25 protein-coding genes and 1 other annotated feature are annotated in these 24,994 nt (G+C 60.2%); of the genes, 9 read left to right on the forward strand and 16 right to left on the reverse strand.

Translation table 11 applies throughout. The features are described 5' to 3' along the window. Positions 1-144: 144 nt before the first annotated feature. From PR017_RS10615 to PR017_RS10635, 5 genes are all read left to right on the forward strand, one after another. Complete coding sequence (locus PR017_RS10615) at positions 145-1,725, forward strand: DEAD/DEAH box helicase (RefSeq protein ID WP_279619505.1); 1,581 nt, start codon at positions 145-147, stop codon at positions 1,723-1,725. 301 nt (positions 1,726-2,026) lie between these two features. Continuing rightward, positions 2,027-3,436, forward strand: a complete 1,410-nt coding sequence (locus PR017_RS10620; protein ID WP_111222600.1) for a circularly permuted type 2 ATP-grasp protein — start codon at positions 2,027-2,029, stop codon at positions 3,434-3,436. Between the two features lie 7 nt (positions 3,437-3,443). Then, the gene (locus PR017_RS10625) at positions 3,444-4,385 is read left to right on the forward strand and encodes an alpha-E domain-containing protein (protein ID WP_111222599.1); all 942 of its coding nucleotides are present in this window, start codon (positions 3,444-3,446) and stop codon (positions 4,383-4,385) included. A gap of 12 nt (positions 4,386-4,397) precedes the next feature. Beyond that, on the forward strand, positions 4,398-5,219 hold the full coding sequence (locus PR017_RS10630; RefSeq protein WP_111222995.1) for a transglutaminase family protein: 822 nt from the start codon (positions 4,398-4,400) through the stop codon (positions 5,217-5,219). Between the two features lie 130 nt (positions 5,220-5,349). Next, positions 5,350-7,911 (forward strand): GcvT family protein, encoded by a 2,562-nt coding sequence (locus PR017_RS10635; RefSeq protein WP_111222598.1) that lies wholly within the window; start codon positions 5,350-5,352, stop codon positions 7,909-7,911. Between the two features lie 39 nt (positions 7,912-7,950). On the opposite strand, the gene PR017_RS10640 is transcribed toward PR017_RS10635, so the two are convergent. After that, positions 7,951-8,352, reverse strand: a complete 402-nt coding sequence (locus tag PR017_RS10640; protein ID WP_240539152.1) for a DUF4112 domain-containing protein — start codon at positions 8,350-8,352, stop codon at positions 7,951-7,953. 45 nt (positions 8,353-8,397) lie between these two features. Further along, positions 8,398-9,264, reverse strand: a complete 867-nt coding sequence (locus PR017_RS10645; RefSeq protein ID WP_111222596.1) for a transglutaminase-like domain-containing protein — start codon at positions 9,262-9,264, stop codon at positions 8,398-8,400. Between the two features lie 251 nt (positions 9,265-9,515). On the opposite strand from PR017_RS10645, the gene PR017_RS10650 reads away from it, so the two are divergent. The 3 genes from PR017_RS10650 to PR017_RS10660 all read left to right on the forward strand — a co-directional run bounded on the left by PR017_RS10650 (position 9,516) and on the right by PR017_RS10660 (position 12,111). Next, entirely contained in the window at positions 9,516-9,962 is a 447-nt protein-coding gene (locus tag PR017_RS10650; protein ID WP_111222595.1) for a PRC-barrel domain-containing protein, read from the forward strand. Between the two features lie 86 nt (positions 9,963-10,048). After that, on the forward strand, positions 10,049-10,387 hold the full coding sequence (locus PR017_RS10655) for a hypothetical protein (protein WP_111222594.1): 339 nt from the start codon (positions 10,049-10,051) through the stop codon (positions 10,385-10,387). Between the two features lie 131 nt (positions 10,388-10,518). Next, positions 10,519-10,574: a sequence feature (sul1 is cis-regulatory element that is thought to sense ions involved in sulfur or methionine metabolism; They are found in Alphaproteobacteria), on the forward strand. Between the two features lie 70 nt (positions 10,575-10,644). Then, on the forward strand, positions 10,645-12,111 hold the full coding sequence (locus tag PR017_RS10660; RefSeq protein ID WP_111222593.1) for a SulP family inorganic anion transporter: 1,467 nt from the start codon (positions 10,645-10,647) through the stop codon (positions 12,109-12,111). A gap of 68 nt (positions 12,112-12,179) precedes the next feature. Here the strand turns inward: PR017_RS10660 and msrA are convergent, their stop codons facing one another. The 3 genes from msrA to PR017_RS10675 form a co-directional block, all read right to left on the reverse strand. Then, entirely contained in the window at positions 12,180-12,686 is a 507-nt protein-coding gene (gene msrA, locus PR017_RS10665) for a peptide-methionine (S)-S-oxide reductase MsrA (protein ID WP_111222592.1), read from the reverse strand. Then, positions 12,683-13,132, reverse strand: a complete 450-nt coding sequence (msrB, locus tag PR017_RS10670; protein ID WP_111222591.1) for a peptide-methionine (R)-S-oxide reductase MsrB — start codon at positions 13,130-13,132, stop codon at positions 12,683-12,685. Before msrB ends, msrA begins: the two co-directional genes overlap by 4 nt. A 229-nt stretch (positions 13,133-13,361) precedes the next feature. Further along, positions 13,362-13,925 carry a TetR/AcrR family transcriptional regulator gene (locus PR017_RS10675; protein ID WP_111222994.1) on the reverse strand — a complete coding sequence of 188 codons (564 nt, stop codon included), beginning with the start codon at positions 13,923-13,925 and terminating at the stop codon, positions 13,362-13,364. A gap of 90 nt (positions 13,926-14,015) precedes the next feature. On the opposite strand from PR017_RS10675, the gene PR017_RS10680 reads away from it, so the two are divergent. Next, a complete protein-coding gene (locus PR017_RS10680; protein ID WP_111222590.1) occupies positions 14,016-14,759 on the forward strand; it encodes an SDR family NAD(P)-dependent oxidoreductase in 744 nt (247 codons plus the stop codon). A 59-nt stretch (positions 14,760-14,818) separates the two neighbouring features. Here PR017_RS10680 and olsC read toward each other — a convergent pair whose 3' ends face one another. The 11 genes from olsC to PR017_RS10735 all read right to left on the reverse strand — a co-directional run bounded on the left by olsC (position 14,819) and on the right by PR017_RS10735 (position 24,971). After that, entirely contained in the window at positions 14,819-15,655 is an 837-nt protein-coding gene (olsC, locus tag PR017_RS10685; RefSeq protein ID WP_111222589.1) for an ornithine lipid ester-linked acyl 2-hydroxylase OlsC, read from the reverse strand. 152 nt (positions 15,656-15,807) lie between these two features. Beyond that, positions 15,808-16,851 (reverse strand): Gfo/Idh/MocA family protein, encoded by a 1,044-nt coding sequence (locus tag PR017_RS10690; protein WP_111222588.1) that lies wholly within the window; start codon positions 16,849-16,851, stop codon positions 15,808-15,810. Between the two features lie 7 nt (positions 16,852-16,858). Then, positions 16,859-17,650, reverse strand: a complete 792-nt coding sequence (locus PR017_RS10695; protein WP_111222587.1) for a ThuA domain-containing protein — start codon at positions 17,648-17,650, stop codon at positions 16,859-16,861. Between the two features lie 131 nt (positions 17,651-17,781). Then, positions 17,782-18,123, reverse strand: a complete 342-nt coding sequence (locus PR017_RS10700; RefSeq protein WP_111222586.1) for a DMT family transporter — start codon at positions 18,121-18,123, stop codon at positions 17,782-17,784. Positions 18,124-18,138: 15 nt separating this feature from the next. After that, a complete protein-coding gene (locus PR017_RS10705) occupies positions 18,139-18,702 on the reverse strand; it encodes a TetR/AcrR family transcriptional regulator (RefSeq protein WP_111222585.1) in 564 nt (187 codons plus the stop codon). A gap of 30 nt (positions 18,703-18,732) precedes the next feature. Next, positions 18,733-19,833, reverse strand: a complete 1,101-nt coding sequence (locus PR017_RS10710; protein WP_111222584.1) for an ABC transporter ATP-binding protein — start codon at positions 19,831-19,833, stop codon at positions 18,733-18,735. Next, positions 19,830-20,657, reverse strand: a complete 828-nt coding sequence (locus PR017_RS10715; protein ID WP_111222583.1) for a carbohydrate ABC transporter permease — start codon at positions 20,655-20,657, stop codon at positions 19,830-19,832. Before PR017_RS10715 ends, PR017_RS10710 begins: the two co-directional genes overlap by 4 nt. Continuing rightward, positions 20,654-21,556 carry a carbohydrate ABC transporter permease gene (locus PR017_RS10720; protein ID WP_111222582.1) on the reverse strand — a complete coding sequence of 301 codons (903 nt, stop codon included), beginning with the start codon at positions 21,554-21,556 and terminating at the stop codon, positions 20,654-20,656. Before PR017_RS10720 ends, PR017_RS10715 begins: the two co-directional genes overlap by 4 nt. A gap of 142 nt (positions 21,557-21,698) precedes the next feature. Further along, entirely contained in the window at positions 21,699-22,928 is a 1,230-nt protein-coding gene (locus PR017_RS10725) for an ABC transporter substrate-binding protein (RefSeq protein WP_111222581.1), read from the reverse strand. 79 nt (positions 22,929-23,007) lie between these two features. After that, a complete protein-coding gene (locus PR017_RS10730; RefSeq protein ID WP_111222580.1) occupies positions 23,008-23,910 on the reverse strand; it encodes a sugar phosphate isomerase/epimerase family protein in 903 nt (300 codons plus the stop codon). A 26-nt stretch (positions 23,911-23,936) separates the two neighbouring features. Beyond that, complete coding sequence (locus tag PR017_RS10735; RefSeq protein WP_111222579.1) at positions 23,937-24,971, reverse strand: Gfo/Idh/MocA family protein; 1,035 nt, start codon at positions 24,969-24,971, stop codon at positions 23,937-23,939. Positions 24,972-24,994: the final 23 nt, after the last annotated feature.

Genomic DNA, 24,994 nt, shown 5'->3' on the forward strand with positions numbered 1-24,994 from the left:
GAAAGCTATTTTCCAACTTACAAGTTCCCACTTCACGCGGGGTTCTTGACGCCAGAGACCGACCGGACCGCAAGACGCGTTCCGGCGAACTCGTTTTTGGCGCCTCGAAAGGCAATTGAATTGACCACTTTTAGCGATCTTGGCTTGTCCGAACAGATTGTGACGTCTCTGACCCAACAGGGATATTCGACCCCTACCCCGATCCAGGCGGAAGCCATTCCGCTCGTTCTCCAGGGCCGTGACCTCGTCGGCCTCGCCCAGACCGGCACCGGCAAGACGGCCGCTTTCGGCCTGCCGATCATTGAAATGCTGATGAAGGACGGCAAGCGTCCCGAACACCGCAGCACCCGTACGCTGATCCTCGCGCCGACCCGCGAACTGGTGAACCAGATCGCTGCCAGCCTGAAGGAATACACCCGCAAGACGCAGCTGAAGATCGGCCTCGTCGTTGGCGGCGCTTCGATCAACAAGCAGCAGATGCAGATGGAACGCGGTGTCGACATTCTCGTTGCAACGCCTGGCCGCCTGCTCGACCTGATCGCCCGTCGCGCCCTGACGCTCGGCCATGTGTCCTACCTCGTCCTCGACGAAGCCGACCAGATGCTCGACCTCGGCTTCGTACACGACCTGCGCAAGATCTCGAAGATGGTCCCGGCCAAGCGCCAGACGCTGCTGTTCTCGGCCACCATGCCGAAGGCCATCGCCGATCTCGCTGCCGACTTCCTGAGCAACCCGGCCCGTGTCGAAGTTTCGCCTCCCGGCAAGGCTGCGGACAAGGTCGAACAGTTCGTTCACTTCGTTTCCGGCCAGAACCACAAGACCGAACTCCTCAAGGAATCGATGAACGCCAACCCGGACGGCCGCGCCATGGTCTTCCTGCGCACCAAGCACGGCGCCGAGAAGCTGATGAAGCATCTCGAGCACGTCGGCTTCGCGGCAGCCTCGATCCACGGCAACAAGAGCCAGGGCCAGCGCGAGCGTGCTCTGAAGTCCTTCAAGGATGGTGAAACCCGCGTTCTCGTCGCCACCGACGTCGCTGCCCGTGGCATCGACATCCCCGGCGTCAGCCACGTCTACAACTACGACCTGCCGGAAGTACCGGATGCCTACGTTCACCGCATCGGCCGTACGGCCCGTGCCGGTCGCGACGGCATTGCCATCGCCTTCTGCGCTCCGGATGAAATCCGTCTTCTGCGCGACATCGAACGCCTGATGTCCATCGACATCCAGGTTGCCAGCGGCGAAGCCCCGGCAGACCGTGCTCGTCCTGCACGTGGTGGCGGCGGCGGCAATCGCTCGGGCGCCGGTGGCAACCGTGGTGGTGGCCAGGGCCAGGGTCGTGGCGCCGGATCGGGCGCTCCCCGCTCCGACGGCCGTCCAGCCCGTCGTCCGCGTCCAGACGGTGATTTCCGCAGCGAAACTCGCGGCGATCGCCCGGCAGTTGCTCGCGAAAACAACCGCAACGCCGACTTCCGTGGCCAGCGCACCGCAGAACGCGCGCCACGCGAGATCGACAACGATCTGGCTTCGACCTCGGATTTCCGCCCAGCCAAGGCGCCGCAGCGTCCTCGGCCCGCCGGCGACAACGGCGCACCACGCAGCCGTCCGCCGCACGGCCGCCCAGCTCACAAGGCTGGCGAAACCCGCGGTCGTCCTGACGGCAACAACGGCCAGGCCCGCAAGCCAGCCGGCGGTCGTCCAGGTCCTCGTCGCGAACAGGCGTAAACCAAACCATCTGACATAGCGAAGCGGCGGGAGCAATTCCGCCGCTTTTTCTTTGCGCGCCGCACCGTCCCTCGGCTCCCGCCGCAAGGCATACTGCAGCAAAAATAGCCAGCTGCGTAAAGGATGCGCAGAGCGAGCATGCGAACCGGAGAGCTTGGCATATTAGCTATTGTGTCTATGCCAGCTTTTTCAGCGCCTGCCGGGCTTCCCCATCGGTTCCAAAATTCTATCTTCAATTGCGCATGCTTCTTGCATTGCTTCCGCCATTGTATTCAAATGAGAAAAAACGGGGACCGCAGCTTTGGCATTTGACGAAATGATAACGGCCGGTGAAAGCCCGCGCGCGCCTTATCAAACTTATTCGGAATGGTTCAACAACCAAGATCGCGCCCATCTGATTGCCAAGTCCCGCGACGCCGAAAACATCTTTCGCAAGACAGGCATAACCTTCGCGGTCTATGGACACGAAGATTCATCGGAAAAGCTGATCCCCTTCGATATTATTCCGCGCATCATCTCCGGCCGGGAATGGCGAAAGCTGGCGCAGGGCATCGAACAGCGCGTCATTGCATTGAATGCCTTCCTCGACGACATCTACCATAAGCAGGAGATCATCCGCGCCGGCCGTGTGCCGCGTGAGTTGATCGAGAAGAACATCGCCTTCATTCCCGAGATGATCGGCTTCCGGCCGCCGGGCGGCGTCTATACCCACATCGTCGGCACCGACATCGTGCGCACCGGCGAAGACCAGTTCTATGTGCTTGAAGACAATGCCCGTACGCCGTCGGGTGTCAGCTACATGCTGGAAAACCGCGAAACCATGATGCAGATGTTTCCAGAGCTGTTCCACCAGAACAAGGTGCGACCGGTCGAGGACTATCCGAACCTGTTGCGCCAGAGCCTTGCGTCGCTGGCACCTCCCGGTTGCTCCGGGAAGCCGCGCGTCGCCGTTCTGACGCCGGGCATCTTCAACTCCGCCTACTACGAGCACTCGTTTCTCGCCGACATGATGGGCGTCGAGCTGGTCGAAGGTTCAGACCTCCGCGTCATCGACGGCAAGGTGAAGATGCGCACGACGCGCGGCTACGAGGCGATCGACGTTCTCTACCGCCGCGTCGATGACGAATACCTCGATCCCCTGACCTTCCGGGCGGACTCGGCGCTCGGCATTCCCGGCATCATGGATGTCTATCGCGCCGGCCACATCACCATCGCCAATGCACCCGGCACCGGCATTTCCGATGACAAGGCGATATACTCCTACATGCCGGAAATCGTCGAATTCTACACCGGCCGCAAGCCGCTTCTGGAGAACGTGCCGACCTGGCGCTGTTCCGAACCTGACAGCCTCAAATATGTGCTCGAACATCTGTCCGAACTGGTGGTCAAGGAAGTCCATGGATCCGGCGGCTACGGCATGCTGGTCGGCCCGACCTCCTCCAAGAAGGAATGCGCCGAGTTCGCCGAGAAGCTGAAAGCCCGGCCCAACAACTATATTGCCCAGCCGACGCTGTCGTTGTCGACCGTTCCAATCATGGTCAACAAGGGAATTGCCCCACGCCACGTCGACCTCCGACCCTACGTGCTGGTGTCCGACAAGGTGCAGATCATTCCCGGCGGACTGACCCGCGTGGCGCTGAAGGAAGGTTCGCTGGTCGTCAACTCCAGCCAGGGCGGCGGCACCAAGGATACCTGGGTATTGGAGGACTGATACGGACATGCTTGGAAGAACCGCCAATGGCCTCTACTGGATGTTCCGTTACATCGAGCGCGCCGAAAACATTGCCCGGCTCGTCGATGCCGGAATGCGCATGTCGCTGACCCGCACGGGCGCGGTCGAAGACGATTGGGACGGCGTGCTGCAAAGCGCCGGCGTCCGCGAAACCTACAACGCCGGTCATTCCAAACTCACCGGTGCTGATGCCATCGACTACCTGTTGCGCGACCGCAACAATCCGTCGAGCGTCATGTCCTGCATCGATGCCGGCCGCAACAATGCCCGCATGGTGCGAACCGCGCTGACACGCGAGACCTGGGAAGCCACCAACGAGTGCTGGATCGACCTCAAGGCACTGCTCGGCAAACGGCTGAAGGCGGCTGAAATGCCCGAAGTCATCGATGCGATAAAGCGTCGCGCCGGACTGATTCGTGGCGCGTTCCACGGCTCCATGCTGCGCAATGAACTTTACAACTTTGCACGTATCGGCACATTCATAGAGCGTGCGGACAACACGGCGCGCATCCTTGACGTCAAATATTATGTGCTGCTGCCATCCGTCTCGGCAGTCGGTTCTTCGCTCGATAACGTCCAGTGGGAATCGATCCTCCGGTCGGTCTCCGCCCATCGCTCCTACAGCTGGGTCTACGACGCGGAATACAAGCCGTCGAATATTGCCGACTTTCTGATCCTCAATAGCCAGATGCCGCGTTCGCTCGCCTATTGCTACGAGAAAATCGTCAGCAATCTCGGCTATCTCGCCCGGGAGGATGGCGAGCGTCTTGCAGCCCATGACACCGGCGAGAGCATCCGCAAGATGCTGCAGACGCTGCAGATCAAGGATATCATGAACAACGGCCTGCACGAGTTTCTCGAGAACTTCGTCTGGCGCAATAATCAGCTCGGCCAGGAAATCTCCGACGGTTATCGTTTCAATCAGTAGGCGGGTTTGATCATGAGACTGAAGATTAGTCACGTCACGGAATACCGCTACGACGAACCGTCGCAATTCTCGTTGCAGAGGCTGCGGCTGACCCCGCTCACTGGCCCCGGACAGACGGTGATCGACTGGTCGTTGACCGTCGAAGGTGCCAAGACGGAGGTCGAATACGACGACCAGTTCGGCAATCGCACCAACCTGATGTCGCTCGACGGCGCGCAGGATCGCACCCGTATCGTGGCCACCGGAGAGATCGAGACGCATGAATTGAACGGTGTGATCGGTCTCCATTCCGGCTATTGCCCGCTCTGGCTGTTCCTGCGGGACACGCCGCTCACCAAGGCCGGCAAGCTCACCAAGGAGCTTGTTCGCTCGGCAGCCGGCGAAAGCGAGATCGGTCGCATGCACGCGCTGATGGGCGTCATCAACCAGACAGTCGAGTATATCCAGGGCACCAGCGATACCGAGACGACGGCCGAGCAGGCGCTGGAGAGAAAGAGTGGCGTCTGCCAGGACCACGCTCATATCTTTATCGCCGCCGCCCACGCCATGCGCATCCCTGCACGTTATGTGTCGGGCTACCTGATGATGGAAGGGATCACCGAGCAGACTGCGACCCATGCCTGGGCAGAAGCCTACATGCCTGGCCTCGGGTGGATCGGCTTCGACCCGGCAAACGACATCTGCCCGGACGAACGCTATGTCCGGATTGCGACAGGCCTCAGCTACCGCGACGCCGCTCCCGTCTCCGGAATGCGCATAGGCACCCCCGGCGAGAGCCTGACGGTGAAGGTGACAGTCGAAGCAGAACAGATGCAGAGCCAGTCGCAAAGCTGATACCATACGCCACGACCGAAGGAGCACATTTACCGTTGGTCGTGGCGCATTTTGATAATGTCGCAGACAGGCTTCAGTCGGCCCGCCGCTTGATCTAATGTCGCCCAAAACACGAAGCGGAGTGGCATTCATGGCAGAGTTCCCGAACAAGGCGAAGGTCGTTATCATCGGTCTGGGGGGCATCGTCGGCGCCTCGATTGTCCATCACCTGATTGAGCGCGGCTGGGACGACATCGTCGGGATCGACAAATCGGGCGTACCAACCGACATCGGCTCCACTGCCCATGCCTCCGACTTCTGCTACGCCACCAGCCATGATTTCCTGTCCTGCTGGACAACGCTCTATTCCATCGATTTCTACGAGAAAATGGGCCATTACGCCCGCGTCGGCGGCATCGAGGTCGCGCGTGTCGGCGACGACAGCCGCATGGACGAGATCAAGCGCAAGGTCGCCTCAGGCAAGGCTTTCGGCACCCGCGCCGAACTGATCGGGCCGGCTGAGATCAAGGCAAAATTCCCGCTGATCGAAGAAGACCTGGTTCAGGGCGGCCTTTGGGATCCCGATGCCGGCCTCGTCATTCCACGTTCGCAGACCGTCGCCGGCAAGCTGGTCGATCAGGCCGAAGCCTCCGGCAAGCTCAAGGTGTTCGCCAACACTTCCGCGCGTTCACTGGTGGTGGAGAATGGCAGCATCAAGGCCGTCGTCACCGACCGGGGCACCGTTGAGGCCGATTACGTCGTCGTTTGCGCCGGCATCTGGGGTCGCCTGATCGCCGAGATGGTTGGCGAGGATCTGCCGGTCATGCCAATCGACCACCCGCTGACCTTCTTTGGCCCCTATACGGAGTTTGCCGGCACCGGCAAGGAGATCGGCTGGCCGCTGATGCGCGACCAGGGCAACTCCGCCTACATGCGCGACACTGGCGACCCGAAGACAGCCGAAGGTGGCCAGATCGAGTGGGGCTATTACGAGGAAACCAATCCGCGGCTCTGTCATCCCCGCGAGCTGCTCGAAAAGCACCAGACCCGCCAGTCGCCGTCACAGCGCGATCTCGACCTCGAGCAGGTGCTGGCGCCGCTCGAACGCGCCATGGAACTGACGCCGATCCTGGCCGAACTCGGCTACAACGAAAGCCATTCGTTCAACGGCCTGCTGCAGGTGACATCCGATGGCGGTCCGTCCATGGGCGAGAGCCAGAAAGTGCGTGGCCTCTGGTATGCCGTCGCCATCTGGGTCAAGGACGGCCCCGGCATGGGCAAGCTGATCGCCGACTGGATGACTGACGGTCGCACCTCCATCGACCATCACGCCATCGACTATTCGCGCTTCTATCCGCACCAGATGGAAGAGCAGATGATCTGGGATCGCTGCTCGGAAACCGCCACCAAGGTTTACAATCCCGCCGTCCACCCGCGCGAGCCCTTCTCCAAGGGCCGCAATGTCCGCCGTTCGCCCTTCTGGGAGCGCGAGAAGGAACTGGGCGGATACTTCATGGAGCTGGGCGGCTGGGAGCGCGCCCATGGCTATGCCGCCAACGAGCATCTGCTGGAAAAATACGCCGACCGCGTGCCCGTGCGCGACAACGAGTGGGACAACCGCCATTTCTGGCGCGTGTCCAACGCCGAGCACCTGGCGATGAGCGAGGATTGCGGCATCGTCAACCTGTCGCATTTCGCCATGTTCGATATCGAAGGTCCGGATCACGTCGAAATGATGGAATGGCTCTGCGCTGCCAAGATCGGCGGCGATGGCAATATCGGCAAGGGCATTTACACCCACTTCCTCGACGAGGAGGGCATGGTACGCGCCGACTTTACGGTGATCCGCATGACCGATCGCTGCCGGATGATCGACGGCGCCGATGCCGGCCCGCGCGATTTCCACTACATGCGTCGCGTCGCCGAGGACAAGGGTTTCGACGTCACCATTACAGACGTCACCGAAAAGTACATCACCATCGGCATCTGGGGACCGAATGCCCGGGAGACGCTGCAGAAGGTAGTCGAAGATCCTGCCGCCCTCGCCCCGGAAAACTTCCCCTTCGCAGCCATCAAACCGCTGAAGATCGGCGGCAAGAACGTCACGGCGTTCCGCATCTCCTACGTCGGCGAACAGGGCTGGGAGTTGCACATGGCCTATGACGACGGCCTTGCCGTCTGGGATGCCCTGCGCGCAACCGGCGTGATGGCCTTCGGCGTCGAGACCTATGCCAACTCCCGCCGCATGGAGAAAAGCCTGCGCCTGCAGAATGCCGATCTTCTGACGGAGTACAATCTTCTCGAGGCGGACCTTGCTCGCCCGAAGGTCAAGGAAGCCGGTTTCGTCGGCAAGGCGAAGCACCTCGAATACCGCGCCCGAGACCATCAGCCGGCCATGCTCTGCACACTGGTGATGACGGATAACGTCGATGCCAACGGTGTCGCCCGTTACCCGGTCGGCATCCTGCCGGTCATGGATCCGGAAACCGGCGAGACGCTGGTCGATGAACTCGGTCGCCGCTCATTCACCAGTTCCATCGCCTACGGCCCGACAATCGGCAAGAATATCGCGCTTGCCTATCTGCCATGGTCCTATGCCGAGATGGGTCGCAAACTGAGTGTCGAGTATTTTGCCGAGACCTACCCCGTCGAGGTAGCCGCCGTCGGCTATAAGCCGCTTTACGATCCAGACAACCTCAAGCCACGAAGCTGATGCGCAATCGGGCACTCCGCAACCGGAGTGCCCGATCCACTACCGCCGGCCGGCGAACAGCTCGCGTTCTTCCACTTCGAAATGCTCGAGAAGGAGCTGGACGTTGCGCCGGTTGGACTTGAAGTAGACGTCAAAGAGATCGCCGATCAAGGGCACGCTCCCGGCGACAGTATCGAGCCCGATATTGCCCAGCATCTTCAGAAGCAGCTGGTTCGAAACGCCCAGCCGCCTCGCCTCGTTGACAATCACCAGGCCGATCAGCGCGCCGCCGGCGTCGCCGATGCCCGGGATAAGCCCCATAACCGAGTCGGCACCGAAGCTGATCCCGGTGCCGGGTATGCGGATGGCGCTGTCCATCAGCCGGGCAATGCCGTGGGTGCGGCGCAGCCGGCTGACCAACTCGTGACGTTGCATCGCCTGGCCCGTGTCAGTTCTTGTCATGAATACCTCTGTCAGCCGCCAGCACGGCGGCAATTTGTAGGAGCCTCAATGGGCGCCGGCGTTCGGCGCCGGCTCTTCCGTGGAGATCGCATCCGTCGTCCGCCCCGGCTTCTCTCCCGACCCGTCCGCATGCTCGATAGTGATCTCCACCGGACCGGGCTCCATTTTGCCGAAGGGAGAAGCAAAGGCGATTTCAGCCGCATCGCGCCCCACACCGATACGCACGAGACCATCGAGATTGGCCTGGCGGGTGGCATCGAACAGCCACCAGCGGCCATCCATATAGGCCTCGAAAACAGCATGGAAATCGCGAGGCTCGAGCCCATAGGCATAGCAGGACAGGAAGCGGGCCGGGATATTCAGCGCGCGGCAGAAGGCGATGCCGATATGCGCGAAATCGCGACACACGCCGGCCCGCAGCAGCAGGCTTTCGTCCGCCGTCGTCCGCTCGTTCGACGCACCCCGGCGGTAATCGATATTCTCATGGATCCAGTTGCAGATCGCTGTCACACGTCTGTGCCCACCGGGCATCGCCCCGAACTCGCGGCTGGCGAAGGCGGAGAGCCGGTCGGAGGGCACGAACCGGGACGGTAGCAGGAACGGCACGATATCGAGCGGCAATTCGGACAGCGGCATCTCGTTGATGGTGTCCGGGTCGGCGCGGAAGACATTGAGCGTCACCTCAGCCTCGTAGGAGAGGTGAAGCGGACCCGGCGACGCGTCGATGCTGAGATAGCGGTTGTTGATATCGGGAACCACATACGTCCGACGCTTCAGATCCGGGGTGATGGTCAAGCGTTCCTTGAGCTGCTGATGACGCATCAGTCTCGCAACCTCGAGATTGAAGATGAACGTCGTCGGCTCGAGAACCTCGTACGACAAGTCGCAGCCGAGCGTGTAGCGTACGGTCATATCCAATCCCTGATCGCGTGTGTTGTACAACGCTTCCCAACAGTTCACCCGCTATTTTGTTCCAGCCGATGTCAGCGCATGAGCTGCAATTACCAGGGCTCAGCGAGTGGCCTCCTTATATTAGACACTTATCGGCGGATTGAAGGAAAGCGATTTAAAACAACGCGCTATGGAACAACATTCACGTTCGGGAATTTCTCATCCGCACTGGCCGACACGCCGTCGGCCTACATAATCCTAGGGAGTCCTTTATGAAATTCCGTTCGCTCGTTGCCGGTCTGACGCTCACACTTATCAGTGGTGCAGCCTTTGCTCAGACGTCGGCAGCTACCGGGGCAGATGCCACGATGGCAGGCCCAGGCATCACAATGGGCAAGATGGCTAGCGGCCCCCTGAAGTACGTCAACATTCAGGACACCGACATCGTCACTTCGAAGCTGATCGGCGTCGACATCTACAACAAGCAGAATGACAAGATCGGTGAAGTCTCCGACATCGTCATCGGTGGCGGCAAGTCCGTCATCGGCATCGTCGCCAGCGTCGGGGGCTTCCTCGGCCTCGGCGAAAGCTATGTCGTGCTCGACCCGTCGTCCGTCGCACTTGCCGATGATAACGGCACCTGGAAGGCCTATGTCGACACTTCCAAGGATGATCTGACGAAGGCGCCTAAGCTCGACTACTCCAAGTTCAAGAAATAATCGCCGACAACCGGATTGGGCCAGCCACACGCTGGCCCTTTTCGCATCTCCCGACCCACCTGAAACGCAGCGGAAAGATTAAGCCCATGACCTACAAGACATTGATCCTCGCCACCGTCGCCGCTGCCGTTCTGGTGACACCCGCGCTCGCCCAGACCAAGGAAGATCCTGCAGTGACCGCATGCAAGGCCACCGGCCTGATCGCCCTGCAGGCAAAATCGCCCGACATCACCGACATCGTTTTTGACATGGAGAGCCTGGCCGTGAGCGCCGCGGATACCAAGGTCGAGGATGTTTCGGTGAAAACGGTGGTGCTCGGCGAGGCCTATCTCTCGCGCAAGGGCGTGACTGGTAAATCCGACCGCTTCGTCTGTCTTCTCGGCGACAAGGGCAAGGTCCTGCTGACGTTCTTCACCGCGCAGTAAGGTTTCAGGCCAACCGGACCAACGGCCCGGCAGCCATTTTTAAACGTCTGAATGGCATCGACTGCAAAACTGCAAGCGGTGCCATTTTCTGTTGCGCCGCAATATCGAGTCTGGCTATAAGAGCTTATTCGACTGGACCCGGTGAAAATCCGGGTGGCTATTCCGGCCGCCGATCCGCCGGACCACGCAAATATGTGCATGCCAGGATACGACCGCATTTTCAGCGGCGATCGCCATGCTTTGCGAGAATTCATCCCATGATCCTATCGTCCTTCAGCCGGGACTGGTCTGCCCGTCCCACGCGTGAAATGCTGGCCGGTGCAGTTGCCACCTTTGCCCTCATCCCGGAAGTCATCGCCTTTTCCTTCGCAGCGGGCGTCGATCCGCAGGTCGGCCTGTTTGCCTCCTTCGTCATCGGCATCGTCATTGCCTTTACCGGCGGCCGCCCCGCGATGATCTCGGCTGCGGCAGGCTCCGTCGCCCTCGTGGCGGCTCCGCTGGTCCACAGCCACGGTCTTCCCTACCTTCTCGCCGCCGGACTGCTCGCCGGCGTAATCCAGATCCTCTTCGGCCTTCTCCGCCTTGGCGTGCTCATGCGCTTCGTCTCGAAGTCTGTTCGGACGGGCTTTGTCAACGCCCTTGCGATCCTGATATTCTCGGCGCAGATGCCGCAGGTCATCGGTGCCGGATGGGCAACCTATTCGGTGCTTGCCGCAGGCCTTGCGCTCATCTACCTGCTGCCCCGCATAACCACGGCTATCCCCTCGCCGCTGATCTGCATCGTCGTTTTGACAGTCGCGTCGGTGATGCTGCACCTGCCGGTGAAGACCGTCGCCGATCTCGGACAACTGCCCGACAGCCTCCCGATCTTTGCCTGGCCCTCCGTCCCGTTGACGTTCGAAACCCTCGGCATCATCGCCGGCCCGGCGCTTGCCATTGCCATGGTCGGGCTGCTGGAATCGATGATGACCGCCAGCGTTGTCGATGACCTCACCAATACGCCGAGTTCCAAGAACCGTGAAGCCACCGGTCTCGGCCTGGCCAACGCGGCCGCCAGCCTGTTTGGCGGCATCGCCGGCTGCGGCATGATCGGCCAGACGGTGAGCAACATAAAATATGGCGGACGTGGCCGCCTGTCGACGCTGTTTGCAGGCGCATTCCTGCTCATACTCATGGTGCTGCTGAAGCCATGGGTATCGCAGGTACCGGTTGCCGCGCTGGTGGCGATCATGGTCATGGTCTCGATCGACACATTCGACTGGTCCTCGCTCAGGGCCATCGTCATCCATCCGAAAATGTCGAGCACAGTGATGCTGGCAACCGTTGCCGTGACTGTCGCCACGTCGAACCTGGCGATGGGCGTCGCAGTCGGCGTGCTCCTCAGCGGCGTGTTCTTCGCCTTCAAAGTGGCGCGACTGATGGACGTGACGCTGGAACCGGAAGCGGCTGACGGTCAATCCACCTTCCGTGTGACGGGACAGGTGTTCTTCGCCTCGGCCGACCTTTTCGTCGACGCCTTCGACGTCGCGGAGTTTGCCGGCAAGTCGGTCGTCATAGACGTGTCGCGAGCACATTTCTGGGACATCACCGCCGTCGCGGCGCTGGACCGGGTGGTTGCCCGCTTCAGGGCGCAAGGCGCGAACGTCGATGTCCGCGGCATGAACAAGGCCAGTTCGACGCTGGTCGAAACGCTCGACCGACCATCGACCGACAACGCCTCGTGAGCTGCGCATCAAAGGGAAAAAGGGCCCGCTGGCTGATGCCAGCGGGCCCTTTGACATAAGTCCTAAGCTCAGGCGGCCTGCGTCCGGCGCGGCAACTTCCAGTTCGGGCGGATGAAATGGCAGGTATAGCCATTCGGGATCCGCTCCAGATAATCCTGGTGCTCGGGCTCTGCCTCCCAGAAATCGCCGACCGGCGAGACTTCGGTGACGACCTTGCCCGGCCAAAGCTTGGACGCGTCGACATCCGCAATCGTATCTTCGGCGATCCGCTTCTGCTCGTCGTTGGCATAGAAGATAGCAGACCGGTAGCCCGGGCCGAGATCGTTACCCTGCCGGTTCGGAGTCGACGGATCGTGGATCTGGAAGAAGAACTCCAGAAGATCGCGATAGCCGATTTTGGAAGGATCGAAGTTGATCTCGATGGCTTCGGCATGGTTTCCGTGATTGCGGTAGGTCGCATTGCGCACCTCGCCGCCGGAATATCCGACGCGTGTCGAGACGACGCCAGGCATCTTGCGGATCAGATCCTGCATGCCCCAGAAGCAGCCCCCGGCAAGAACAGCACGTTCGGTCATTGGACTTCCTCCGTCTGGTTGATATAGGCGCCGTAGCCTTCAGCCTCCATCTTGTCACGATGGATGAAGCGCAGCGACGCGGAATTGATGCAATAGCGAAGACCGCCGCGATCTTGCGGCCCATCGGGAAAGACGTGGCCCAAATGGCTGTCGCCATTCTTGGAGCGCACCTCGATGCGGACCATGCCATGCGACGAATCATGTACCTCGTTCACATAGGCAGGCTCGATGGGCTTGGTGAAGCTGGGCCAGCCGCAATGCGAATCGAACTTGTCGGACGAGGCAAACAGCGGTTCACCGGAGACGATGTCCACATAGATCCCGGGATCCTTGTTATTCAGCAAGGGGCCGCTGCCCGGACGTTCCGTTCCGCTTTGCTGCGTCACCCGGTACTGTTCCGGCGTCAGCTTGGCCACTGCTTCCGCCGTTTTCCTATATTCCGTCATTGTAACCTCCAACGGTTTCTTCTGACCAGAGATGGCGATGCCAAGCCGATTTTTCAATCGCCGGCAGCGGCAGGATAATGGAAATTGCTTATATGCAGACGCAGTTGTTGGGTTGGATAGAAGATGCAATTGCCCCGGTGACCTCCTGCCAACGTGAAACCGATCGATCAAGAAATTCGGCTCAGTTCAATTGAACGGCTGGCAGAGGACTGAAAAGTAGATCGATGGCCTAATCCGAACCTCTTACGGTTATGCCATTCAGGAACAAGTCCACCAGATGGCCGATACGCGATTTCGATGAATCGTCATTTTCGATGGCAATGGAGATGGCAGTTACAACGTAGATGAAATCCTCGTAAGTGACATCGCGGCGGATGGTGCCTGCTTCTTGTCCACGCTGCAGCAGCCGACGCCCTTCCGCGGTAGTCGCAATACATCCGGGCGTCCCGCATTGGATAACAGTCCCGATCGAAACAGCAAGGCTTTGATACGTGCTCGTGTTCCTAGCAAGATCTTCAAGATAAGCTCGCACCGCATCGCCTGGAGTTAGATCTGGGTCGCGCGTACGGCTGGTCTCCGCCAGCGACAGGAAACGCTCGTTGCTGGTAGCGGCCAAAAGTGCCTCACGCGTGGGAAAGCGACGATAAAGCGTGCCGATACCGACGCCTGCGCGCTTGGCAACCTCTTCCAGCGGAACACCCGCTCCTTTTTCCAGGAAGAGCTCCTCTGCGGCAGAAAGGATAAGTTCGCGGTTTTTTTTCGCGTCAGCCCGGAGGGCAGGTTCATCACTCAACTTATTTTCCTTGATCGCTTGCCAAGTGGAGATTACCTCCATATTGTAAGTGGAGCAATCCTCCACTTGTCAAAAAAGGGCAAATGAGAAATGAAGAAACGTTTCGAAAACAAAGTCGTGGTGATAACGGGAGGTAGCGACGGCATCGGCCTCGCAACGGCAAAACTTTTCGCCATCGAAGGTGCGCATGTTTACATTACAGGGCGCCGGCAAGAACTACTGGCCGAGGCCGTGAAAGAGATCGGCCACAGGGCGGTCGGCGTGCAAGGTGACGTCACCAAGTCTGCCGACGTCGTTCGGCTTTACGAACAGATCCAAAGCGACCACCAAAGGGTCGATGTCGTCTTCGCCAATGCGGGAATTTACGAGGTCGTTCCGCTCGATGCGATCGACGAAACGCATTTCGACTCGATCTTCAACGTCAATGTGAAAGGTATGGTGTTCACAGTGCAGAAAGCACTGCCGCTGATGACTGCAGGAAGTGCCGTCGTCCTCAACGGCTCAATTGCTGGCAGTAAAGGCCTGCCAAACCAGTCTCTTTATAACGCCAGCAAGGCAGCGGTGCGCTCGTTCGCCCGAAGCTGGACAAATGAGCTTAAGGAGCGAGGCATCCGCGTCAACGTCGTCTCGCCTGGCGGAACAGAAACACGGCTGATACGCAGCTACCTTGATACACAGCCAGAAGTAGAAGAAGCGCTCAATAGAAGCGTGCCCCTTGGGAGATTGGGAGAACCGGACGAGGTGGCACGCGCAGTCCTCTTCCTGGCATCAAGCGAGAGTAGCTTTGTCGCTGGACATGAACTCTTTGTCGATGGCGGTGTCGCCGCGGTTTAGGCCTCGGGCATCGCAATGCCATTGCAATCCGGGCCTCACCGTAACTACCTGTGGTTGACCTAGTCCGCCTTGCGGTTCCGCAATGCCTCGGCCTGGGCGTAGAACTTCTTTTCCCATTCCTTGTGATTGTCGAGACCTTCGCGGATGAATGGGGTGAAGATCGCCAGGTTCATCAGCATCCAGTTGACGAAATTGGCCGGGAAACGGGTTGGCTTGTTGAAGTCGACGAACAGCACGACGCGGGTCTTGTCAGTATGGTTCCAGGCCTCGTGCTCGTAGGCGTCGTCGAAAATGAGGACTTTGCCTTCCTGCCAGTGGCAAATCTGGTCCTTGACGCGGATCGCCAGTTTGTCAGCCGGTTCAGGCACGATCAGCCCCAGATGAAGGCGCAACACGCCATTATAGGGGCCGCGATGGGCCGGCAGGTGCTTGCCCGGTTCGAAGATCGAAAACATCGCCGTTTTCATGCCGGGAATTTTCTGCACGACCCGCCACGTATCCGGGCAGGCCTGGATGTTCTGCTCGGATTTCAGCCCGAAGCCGGCGAGGAAGAATGTCCTCCAGTGGCTGTCCGTCGAGATCGTCTTCACATCCGTGGAAATTTCCTGGAAGGTCGGCAATTCGCTTTGGCGCAGCAACACGCGATCGAGTTCGGCGCGGATCAGCGGCCAGTCCTTCTCGATCTCGGCGACCCAGGGAAAGATCGCATTGTCGTAGACGGGGGGATTGCCGAGCTTGGCGTATTTCAGGTTCAGCCGTTCGGCCCAGGCGACGATGCCCATGAAGAAGCGTGTCATGGCTCCCGGGCGCTCCATCGGCGCGATTCCGGTCGTGGCGAAAGTCTGGTCGGAAGGCTTTGGCTCTACGGAAGAGGAATTGGTCAGGGTATCGGTCATATCTATCAATTTCTGCTGGAAAGACGATCGTCGAGCGTCCGGAGTTGGGCTTATCGAGCCATTCGGTTTGGGGCTAGTATGTATGCAATCGCCTATGATGCGCAAGCATCGCCTCCCGCGATGCCGGCACACATCACCGCATTCTGATCGCCTTACACTTTCAATTCGCGGCGCTCGAGTTCCGTCACAAGCGCCAGATCCAGAACCTTCTGCAGATTGGCGGCATGGCGGAAATTCGGATCCTGAGGCACACCGGTGCGCACAGCCTCTGCAAAGCGCTGGTAGTTGGTCGGCACCGCGGGGACGTCGATGACTTTCCACTCCGCCGTTTCCACATCGTCTCCGACGCAGGCGCGCAGTTCCGAACCGTCCGGACGGTGGATGACTTCTAGCCCGCCGCGCTCGCCATAGACCCGCAACTTCAGTTCGTTGAGATGCCCCGTCGCCCAGCGCGTCGCATGCACGACGCCGAGGGCGCCGTTGGCAAAATCCACCGACATCGCAAAGCTGTCATTGGCATCCAGGCGGTATTCGCCGATCTGGCCGCCCGGGGCCTTGTTGAAGGTCTTCAGCCGCGCAAACACGTGATCGATATCGGTCGCTGCGCCATAGGCGGCAAAATCGAGAATGTGGATGCCGATATCGCCCAGCACGCCGTTCGAGCCATGGCCGGTCGACAGCCGCCAGAGCCAGGTGGATTCGCTGCGCCAATCTCCCCAGGCCTTGGAAACGAGCCAGCTCTGCAGGTAGGACGCCTCGACGTGCTTGACTGTGCCGATCTCACCGGCGATCACCATCTCGCGGGCCCGCTGCAGCTGTGCGACGTTGCGATAGGTCAGGTTGACCATGTTGATGACGCCGGCCCGTTCGGCCGCCTCCGTCATCTCGAGAGCCTTTTCATAGTTCTCGGCGAGCGGCTTTTCACAAAGCACATGCTTTCCGGCCGCCAGCAGGGCGAGCGTCGTCGGGTGGTGCATGCGATCCGGCGTGACGTTCGTCGCCGCGTCGAATTTTCCCCAGGCGATCGCCTCCTCCAGCGACGTGAACCGGGTCTTGATATTGAAGCGGTCGGCAAAGGTGGCGAGTCTGGTGGCATCGCTGTCGACAGCCGCGACCACCTCCACGCCGTCAATGCGCGCGAAATGATCGAGCTGGTTCTTGCCCATGACGCCGGTGCCAACGATGATGAGACGCATATTCACCTCAGCGGTAACCGGCTTCGCCAGCCTGGTGCAGTTTCGGGCCACGTTCGGTAATCGGCTCCAGCGCCTGCTCGACGGGAACGTTCGGCGCGTCATGGATGCCGGTCAATGCGGCCTGCGGATTATGGGCCCAGGCAACGGCGTTGATCAGCACGGTCTTGATATTCGGATCGTAGTAAGTCGGATAGGTCTCATGACCCGGGCGGAAATAGAAGATGTTGCCGGCGCCACGCTTCCAGGTCATGCCCGACCGGAAAACCTCCCCGCCTTGGAACCATGATATGAACACCGTTTCGAGGGGTTCCGGCACCGAGAAAGCCTCGCCGTACATTTCCTCGTTTTCGAGCACGAAATTGTCCGGCAGACCGGCAGCGATGGGATGGCTTGGATTGACGACCCAGACCCGCTCCCGCTCGCCGGCCTCGCGCCATTTCAACGCACAGGGGGTGCCCATCATCCGCTTGAAGATCTTGGCGAAATGGCCGGAATGCAGGACGATTAGCCCCATGCCCTCCCAGACGCGCTTGGCGACGCGCTCGACGACCGCGTCATCGACGGCTCCATGGTCGGCATGGCCCCACCAGACGAGGACATCGGTGTCGCGAAGCCGATCCTCGCTCAATCCGTGTTCCGGCTGCTGCAAGGTGGCGGTCGTTGCCTCGATGCGCGCATCGCTGTTCAGCGCTGCGGCAATCGCCGTGTGCATGCCATCCGGATAGACCTTTCGAACCACATCGCTGGTCTGCTCGTGGATATTCTCGCCCCAAACTACTGTTCGAATTGTTTTTGCCATAGCATCTCTCCCGTGAGTCTCTGTTGTATTGCGGCATTCCCGCCTTTTTCGGGGCACGCCGCCGGCTCGGATATGATGTTGATGCACATAGAGCGGCCATAGGAGTCGAGAAAGGGCTCCGCGCCTTCCGCTCAATGCGAAATCGATTTGGAAAACAGGTTGACGACGAGCACTCCGGCGATGATCAGCGCAAGGCCGATGACGGCCGGCAGATCAAGCCGCTGACGGAAGAACACCAGCCCGACGACCGAAATCAGCACGATGCCGAGCGCGCTCCAGATTGCATAGGCAACGCCCACGGGTATGGCCTTGAGCGTGATCGACAGGCAGTAGAACGAGGCTGTGTAGCACGCTACGAGGACGACGATCGGCCAGGGTCGCGTGAACTGCTGCGACAGTTGCAGCGCCGTCGTGCCGATCACCTCCAGCACGATTGCGACCAGCAGCAGGCCATAAACGGATGCATTCGCCATAGGGCCTTCTTCTTTCTATTTGCGCGTGAGACTGACAAGCCGTTCGACGAGCGCCTGCCGGGATGCGGGTGATGCATCGCCACTGCCGAGAACCTCGGCAAGCCAGATCCCGTCTGTGGCAAACCGTACGATCCGGGCATCGACGGACGAATCCGTACCGACGAAATTCTCGCTCTGCTTTTCCACCCAGTCCCGCCAGCGCTGTCGCAGAGCCGGGTCGGTCAGCAGCGTCAGCGTCGCCTGCCCCCAGTCCCCGGGGGCGTCGGTACGCTCTCTGAGATCGACGACCGCACGCAAATAGCCACGGGTGAAACGGCCATAAGGCACTGGGTCGTTGCGCATCTGACCATCGATAGCCGCATCAAGCTGGTCCAGCAGGCTGTCGAGCATGCCTTCGAGCAAGCTGGCCTTGGTCGGGAAGTGATGCAGGAGCCCTCCCTTGCTGACGCCGGACGCAGCCGCCACGGCATCCAGCGTGACGGCGCCGACCCCGCGCTCAGCCGCCAGACGCGCGGCAACCGCGAGCAGTTGCTGGCGGATAAGCAACGGTTGCTTTTTTCTGTGATGTGCGTCGGACATTCCGCATGACATACCGTCCAGACGGTATTGTCAATCACTAGAAGTTATCAGCTTACCCGCCTCGATACGCCTTTCCGTTGCCACATCGAACAAATGCACCTGCGTTGGGTCAATGGACAGGCCGATGCGATCTCCTGGCCGCACGCCCCGGCGCGAGGTCTCGACGATGGTCAGCTCCGGAACCGTGACTGTCGTCAGGAACGTCGAGGAACCCGTCGATTCGACCGTGTCTATGCGGATATCGAATGTACCCTGCCCTTCGGGCGCGGTGATGAGATGTTCCGGCCGCAGCCCGGCAAGCACCGGCTGTCCGGATTGCAACTGGCCGGAGATCGGCAGCGTCCGCTGACCCTCTGCGAAATCGAGCACCAGGCTACGTCCGTCGGCAGCAGCGCGCGCCGGCACGAAATTCATCGCCGGTGAGCCGATGAAACCGGCCACGAAACGATTGACCGGCCGGTCGTAGAGATCGAGCGGCGCACCCTGCTGCTCGATAACCCCGTCCTTCATGACAACGACATGGTCGGCCATCGTCATGGCCTCGATCTGGTCATGGGTCACGTAGACGAAGGTCGCTTTCAGCCGCTCGTGCAGCATGCGGATTTCCTTGCGCATGTGGACGCGCAACGCCGCGTCGAGGTTCGACAGGGGCTCGTCGAACAGGAAGGCTTTCGGATGGCGGACGATGGCGCGGCTCATGGCAACACGCTGCCGCTGGCCGCCGGAGAGCTCGCGCGGGTAGCGTTTCATCAACGGCGTCAGCCCGGTCGTGGCGGCAACATCTGCAGCGGCCTTGCGGGCCTCGGCTTTCTTCACGCCACGGATGCGAAGGCTGTAAGTGAGGTTTTGCTCGACCGTCATGTGGGGATAGAGCGCATAGGACTGGAACACCATGGCGATGTCGCGCTTGCGCGGCGGTACGTTGGTCATCAACTCGCCGGCAATGCGCATGTCTCCCGCAGAGATCTTCTCCAGACCCGCCAGCGACCGCAGAAGCGTGGACTTGCCGCAGCCGGACGGCCCGACCAGCGCGACGAACGTGCCGTCCTCGATGGCCAAGTTGATATCCTTCAATGCGTGGAAGGCACCGTAGTACTTGTTGACGCCGCTAAGTTCGATTTGAAGGGTCATTTGAGGGCTCCCGATGTGAGGCCGGAAACGATGCGGCGCTGCAGAAGAACGAAGATGGCAAGGATGGGCGTCACATAGATCGTCGAATAGGCCATGATCTTGTTCCAGTCGGTGGTGTTGGGGCCCATGAAACTGTTGAGCCCGACGCTGGCCGGCTGCAGATCCGCCGCCTGGATCATCGACTTCGAGTAGACGAACTCGCCAAAGGCCTGCATGAAGATGAGGATGGCACTGACGAGGATACCGTTGCGGGCCAGCGGCAGAACGATGTTGAAGAAGGCACCGATGCGCGAATTGCCATCCACCAGCGCAGCCTCTTCCAGTTCCATCGGCACGCTCATGAACGTGGCGCGCACGAGCACCACGAAGAACGGCATCTTGTTGGCGGCGATGGCGATGATGACGGACAGACGCGGGTAATCGAGCAGTCCGATCTGCGAGAAACCGACGAAAATCGGCGTGATCATCAACGACGGCGGCAGCACCTGCAAAAGCAGGATCAGGAACAGCCCGACATCAATCCAGCGGTTGCGGTACCGCGCGAGCACATAGGCGCATCCGCAGCCGAATATCGAGATCAGCACGACGGCACCGACGGCGATGACCAGCGAGTTCCAGAGATAGCGGGCCATGTTGCGGCTCGCCCAGACCTCGCCATAGATGCTCCATTGCGGATCGTGCGGCCAGAAGCTGGGCGGCGTGACATACATCGCAGACCCGCTTTTGAGGCTGGTCACATACATCCAGTAGAGCGGGAAGAGGTAGATGACGGCAAGCACGATGGCGGCAAACAGCATCAGCCTGTTGCGGAAAGTGTCACTCATCCCCGCACCTCATGGCGTGTTGACCGGACATAAATCACCGAAGCGACAATGACGAAGACCAGCATGATGACCGAAATTGCGGCTCCCTTGGCGAAGTCGTACTGGCGGAACGACAGGTCCCAGGCCCAGAATTGCGCGACGTTGGACGAGTTGTTCGGCCCCCCGTCGGTAATCGCCGCAAACAGGTCGAATTGCTGCAGCGTGAAGATCAGCCCGAGCGAGACGACGGCACCGATGGTCGAGCGCATCATCGGCAGCGTGATCGTCCAGAAGCGCTGGAAGACATTGGCGCCATCGAGTTCGGACGCCTCGAACAGATCCTTCGGAATAGCGGCAAGGCCGACCGATAGGAGGATCATGTTGAACGCCGCGCCCAGCCAGATGTTGGCGAGAATGACCGCCCACAGAGAGAAGTTGGGGTCCGAACGCCAGAAGATGTTGCTGCTGATGATGCCGGTTTCGCGGAGCATGAAGTTGAAGATGCCGAAGTCGCCGGACAGCATCCAGTTCCAGACAGCGCCGACAACAAGACCGGGCATCACCCACGATACCAGGAACAGCCCGCGCAGCCAGGAGGCACCCGGAAAATTCACCCAGAAAAACAATGCAAGGCCAAAGCCGATGGCAAACTGGCCGGCAATCGATGCCACGACGAAGATCGCCGTGTTGAAAAGGATGCTGCGCGTCTGCGGCAGCTGGAACAGGTCGATATAGTTCTGAAGACCGGCAAACGGCCTGATGACGGTGCCCATGCTGAACATGTCGACCTGCTGGAAGCTCATCAGCACATTGTAGATCAGCGGCAGTCCGGACAGCAGGAACAGGAAGGACAGCGGAAAGACGACAAGGGTGATGTCGAAACCGCGACCGTCGGTAAGACTGGATAGGATTTTGCGCATGGTCTCCCTGTGGGTCAGCACGGCGGTGCTGCCTTGCAATCTCGAAATGGGGCCATCTCTACATTCGCGACGAGACGGCCCCTTCCGGGAGGAAACTGTGGGGATGGCGGCTTCGCACCGCCATCCGGCTAGAGTGCTGGTATCAGCCGAGCGCCTTGATTTTCTGGGCAGCCTGATCCAGCGCATCCTTCGGCGACATCTGGCCGCTCAAGGCTGCCTGGATGGCATCCTGGATCGCCTTAGAGATCTTTGCCCATTGTGGCGACGGACCGCGCGGCTTGGCATATTTCAGCTGTTCTACGAAGGTCTTCAGAGCCGCGTCTTTCAGAGCATTGCCGGTCGGCGGAACGGTGATGTCAGAGCGGGCCGGCAACTGGCCGAAATCCTTGAACATCGTCGGGTCCTGGGACACGAAATATTCCACCACCTTGAAGGCCTCTTCCGGGTGCTTGCTCTTCGAGAAGATCGCCCAGTTGTAGTCGCCCATGGCCGACGAGCGTTGCGCGCCTTCCTCAGGAACCGGCAGGAGAGCGGTGCCCCAGTCGAACTTGGCATCCTTCAGCATGCGATCGATTTCCCACGGACCGGAAATGACCATGGCGGCATTGCCGGAGTTGAAGGTGGCGGTCGAATCCCATTGCCCGCGTGTCAGCGAATCGCGCGAGGCAAGCTTTTCGTCGATGATCTGCTTCCAGATGGTCAGTGCCTTTACAGCGCCATCCGTATTGATGTGGTCGTAGGTGGCGCCGCCCATTTGTGCCCAGGGAAGGAACTGGAACGTCCCTTCCTCACCGGCCTTGGCGGAAAAAGCCAGGCCATAGACGTTCTTTGCCGGATCGGTCAGCTTCTTGGCATCCGCAACCAGCTCGTCCCAAGTCTGCGGCGGCTTGGCAGGATCGAGCCCGGCGGCCTTGAACATGTCCTTGTTGTAGTAGAGGGCGATGGTGTTCGTCGCTTTCGGAACCCCGTAGTATTTGCCGTCCCACATCACCGACTTCAGCGGACCGGGGAAGTAATTGGCGGGCTTGACGACCGTCGACTTGGAAATCATGTCGGTGAGATCGAGAAAAGCGCCATGCGAGGCGAACAGTGCATGGTCCGGATTGTCTATGGCAATGATGTCGGGCGCCTTGCCGGTCGAATAGGCGCGCATCGCCTCGCTGACCACGTCGTCGAACTGGATTTCGCGATATTCGATCTTGATGCCGTTGTTGAGCGCATTGAACCGCTTCGCAAGATCGGGGGCCGGTTGCCCATCCTTGTCCAGCGACCAGACGGTGATGACCGTGTCCTCTGCCCTCGCCGACAGGCCGAATGCGGAGACGCTGGCCAGAGCCAGGACGCCAAGCAACATGATTTTACGGATACCCATGGTTCTCCTCCTTCTTGGTTATCCATTGGACCGGCGTCCTCCCGCCGGCCTTATGCACGTCTTCAGTATCCTGCCAACCTCAGGCGGCGATCGCGACGAAATCGCCACCGCGGCTCTTCTTCAGGTAATTCAGACCGTGGACCTGGCCGGTCATCTCCAGCTCGTTGCGGTAGACCGGATCATGCCAGCCTTCGATGTCGATCGAGCCGGACCAACCAGCCATCCGCAGCTCGGAGATGATGTCGGTCCAGTTGCTGTCGCCAAAACCTGGCGTGCGCATGAGGACGAATTCTTCCTTACCGAAAATGCCATGCTCCTTGATGACATCCCAGCGGATCGTCGCGTCTTTGCCGTGGACATGAAAAATCTTCGACGCCCACTTGCGGATCTGCGGCAGCGGCTCGATCAGGTAGACCATCTGGTGGCAGGGTTCCCATTCCAGCCCGATGTTGTCATCCGGAGTCTCGTTGAACATAAGCTCCCAGGCATCCGGATTGTGGGCGATGTTCCAGTCGCCGGTTGCCCAGTTGCCTTCCATGGCGCAGTTCTCGAAGGCGATCTTGACGCCCTTGTCGGCGGCGCGCTTGGCAAGCTCGCTCCAGATCTGCTTGTAGCGCGGCAGGCTGTCGGTCAACGGCTTGTTGCGGACGCGGCCGGTAAAGCCGGCAACGCAAGTGGCGCCAAAATGATGGGCATTGTCGATACAATCCTTCCAGCCCTGCAGCGTCTGCAGGTCCATGTCGCCCTCCTCAAGCGGATTGCCGAACATGCCGAGCGTCGACATCGTGATATCGCGATTGCCGATGGCATCAATGCAGCGTTTGCCGAGCTCGGCAAGGTTCTGGCCGTTTGTCGTTTGCCAGAAGAACGGCTCGAAACTTTCAAAACCGAGATCGGCGATCTTGGAAATGCGCGCGGCAGCGTCCTCGTCGGAGGCCTTGACCATGGTGCCGATGCGGATGGAATTGGCTGGATTGTTCACGATCTCTGTCCTTGTACTGAAGGTCTTCAGGCTGAAATGTCGATGCGTTGGCCGGACCTAGCGCTCTCAATGGCGCCAAGCACCATGGCAAGGCTGCGGATATTGTCGCTGCTCACCGTCTCAGGAGGCCGCCCGGTCTTCACGGCCTCGAGGAAGCTGGCGATGACGCTGGCATGACCGTGGGTCTCCACCTCATGTTCAGGTCCGGGCACCTCGATCGGGGTAAAGCCATGCAGCAGCCCCTCCTCATTGCCGGCGACCGTCGCCTCGAAGGCGTCCTCGCCATCCCAGGTCAGCATGCCCTTCGAGCCTGTCAGCCGCCATTGGCTTTCCCAGCTCGTCCGCCGCCCCTCGGCACACCAGGAGCCGCGATAGGTGAAGGTCACGTTATCCGAAAATTCGAAGATGGCGTGGGCAGATGCACCGTCGCGGTACCATGAGCCCTTCGGATTGGTCTCGACGCAATAGACGGTCAGCGGCTTGCGGTCGGCAACGAACCGCGCCGCATCGAAGGTGTGGATTGCCATGTCGAGCAGCAGCACATGGTCCATCTCATCGCGGAAACCGCCGAAATGCGGCCCGAGGAAGAAATCGCAGTGGATGCCGGTCAGTTCGCCGATGGCACCGCTTTCCACAAAGCGCCGCAGGCGCCGGATGCCGGCGATATAGCGGCGGTTCTGGATGATGGCGTGCACCTTGCCGGTCTCCGCGGCCAGTTCGATCAGTGCCGCACCTTCCGCCAGCGATGTCGCCATCGGCTTTTCCGAGAGCACATGGCAGCCGGCTTTCAGCGCCGTCGACACGACGCCGAAGCGCGCAGCCGGAATGACGACGTCGAAAACCATGTCCGCCTTTGTCCGGGCGATGACATCGCCGAGATCGGAGCCGATGACGGCACCCTCGAGACCGAACTCCTTGGCGAGGTTCTCAGCCGTCTCGCGGTTGAGATCGACGAGGCCGACAATTTTTATGGCAGCGGCTACCGCCGGGTCAGATGCGATGGCGCGCAACCAGCCTTTGGACATAGCTCCGCACCCGCACAAAATGGCATTGAATGTCAAAATCTTTTCCTCCGCCGGAGCGC

This window comes from Rhizobium tumorigenes, from assembly GCF_003240565.2.
GTDB lineage: Bacteria > Pseudomonadota > Alphaproteobacteria > Rhizobiales > Rhizobiaceae > Rhizobium > Rhizobium tumorigenes.